This is a genomic window from Mycobacterium parascrofulaceum ATCC BAA-614 (assembly GCF_000164135.1).
GTDB lineage: Bacteria > Actinomycetota > Actinomycetes > Mycobacteriales > Mycobacteriaceae > Mycobacterium > Mycobacterium parascrofulaceum.
In genome coordinates this window covers 1,598,331-1,600,025 of the sequence record NZ_GG770553.1, presented here as the reverse complement: position 1 = coordinate 1,600,025, position 1,695 = coordinate 1,598,331, and the positions used below count along the sequence as shown (strand labels likewise).

At 67.4% G+C, this 1,695-nt stretch carries 1 protein-coding gene; it reads left to right on the top strand.

Annotated features, from left to right (window positions below):
- Window positions 1-120: 120 nt before the first annotated feature.
- Window positions 121-1,527, top strand: coding sequence for an IS1380 family transposase (locus tag HMPREF0591_RS07585; RefSeq protein ID WP_007167882.1), 1,407 nt, complete (start codon window positions 121-123; stop codon window positions 1,525-1,527).
- Window positions 1,528-1,695 lie beyond the last annotated feature (168 nt).

The window sequence follows — 1,695 nt, the reverse complement described above, 5'->3', positions numbered from 1 at the left end:
CCCGGATTTTTCGTGGAATGTTGTGAGTTTCGGGGTGTAGATACGCGAAAGTGCCTGTCCTGCAAGGGATAATCGGACTTGTCTAGGGTTCGACATCGCTGACGGGAAGGCACTTCGCAGGTGAAGAGTATCGCGGCCGGGTCGCGGGTGAAAGTGTCGGCCGACGGCCGTGGTGTCGTGTCGCATGCAGGGATGGGCATACTACGCGAACTCGCCGATCTCACCGGGTTGTCGACGCAGGTCACGGCTGCCTTAGCGGATGCCTACCAGGGCCCGTGGGTATACGCGCCCGGGGATGTCTTCGCCGATCTGGCGGCCGCGGTGGCCGACGGCGCGGACTGCATCGACGGTGTGGGGCAGCTGTGCGGGGATCGTGAGCACGTGTTCGGGGCGAAAGCCTCGACGACCACGATGTGGCGGTTGGTCGACGAGCGGATCGACGCTGCGCACCTGCCCGGGATCCGTGCCGCCCGCAGTGTCGCCCGAGCGGCGGCCTGGTCGGCAGGAGCGGCGCCGGCCACGGGCCAGTGGTTGCACATCGACATCGATGCCACCCTGGTCATCGATCACTCCGACAACAAGGAACTGGCGACGCCGACCTGGAAGAAGTCCTTCGGCCTGCACCCGCTGCTGGCGTTCCTGGATCGTCCGGAGATCGCCGGCGGTGAAGCGCTGGCCGGGTTGCTGCGCTCCGGCCGGGCGGGCTCAAACACCGCCGCCGACCACATCACCGTCCTTCACCGGGCGCTGGCCTCCCTGCCGCCGCACTGGCGTCCCGACCCCGATCAGCGCAACGACCCCGACACGCCGAAAGTCCTGGTTCGTTGCGACACCGCCGGGGCCACCCACGACTTCGCCGACGCGTGTCGCACCGCGGGGGTGGGGTTCTCCTGCGGGTTCCCCGTGGATTGGCGGGTGCAGGACGCGGTGGACACCCTCAACCTCGGCCAGGCCTGGTATCCGGCTATCGACACCGACGGCGGTATCCGCGACGGTGCCTGGGTCGCCGAGGCCACCGGGCTGGTCAATCTCTCGGCGTGGCCGGCCGGCACCAGGTTGATCCTGCGTAAGGAACGACCGCATCCCGGTGCGCAGTTGCGGTTCACCGACGCCGACGGCCTGCGGGTCACCGCGTTCATCACCGACACCGCGACCGGGGTCGTGCCCGGCCAGGTCGCCGGTCTGGAGCTGCGCCACCGTCAGCACGCCCGCATCGAGGACCGCATCCGCGAACTCAAGAACACCGGCCTGCGTAACCTGCCGTGTCACGCCTTCTCAGCCAACACCGCCTGGCTGGAAATCATCCTGGCCGCCGCGGATCTCGTTGCTTGGACCCGACTGATCGGATTCGCCGACCATCCCGAACTGGGCCGCGCTGAGATCACGACCTTGCGCTACCGGGTGCTGCACGTAGCCGCCCGCATCACCCGCGGCGCACGACAAGTGCGACTACGTATCGATGCGACCTGGCGCTGGGCAGCGATCATCGCCACCGCTTGGCAGACCATCCGCACCGCCTTCGGCTGACCCCAGACCTACCTATCCGCCGACCACGAAAGACCCACTGGCACTTGGAAAGCCCGCCCCACCCGGCGACACGGGACAACCGAACACAGCGCACCCCAACAAAACCCAGGTCCGTCAATCAACCCGGCACCGACCCCGACGACCATCACTCCCGACGAAAAATCGAGG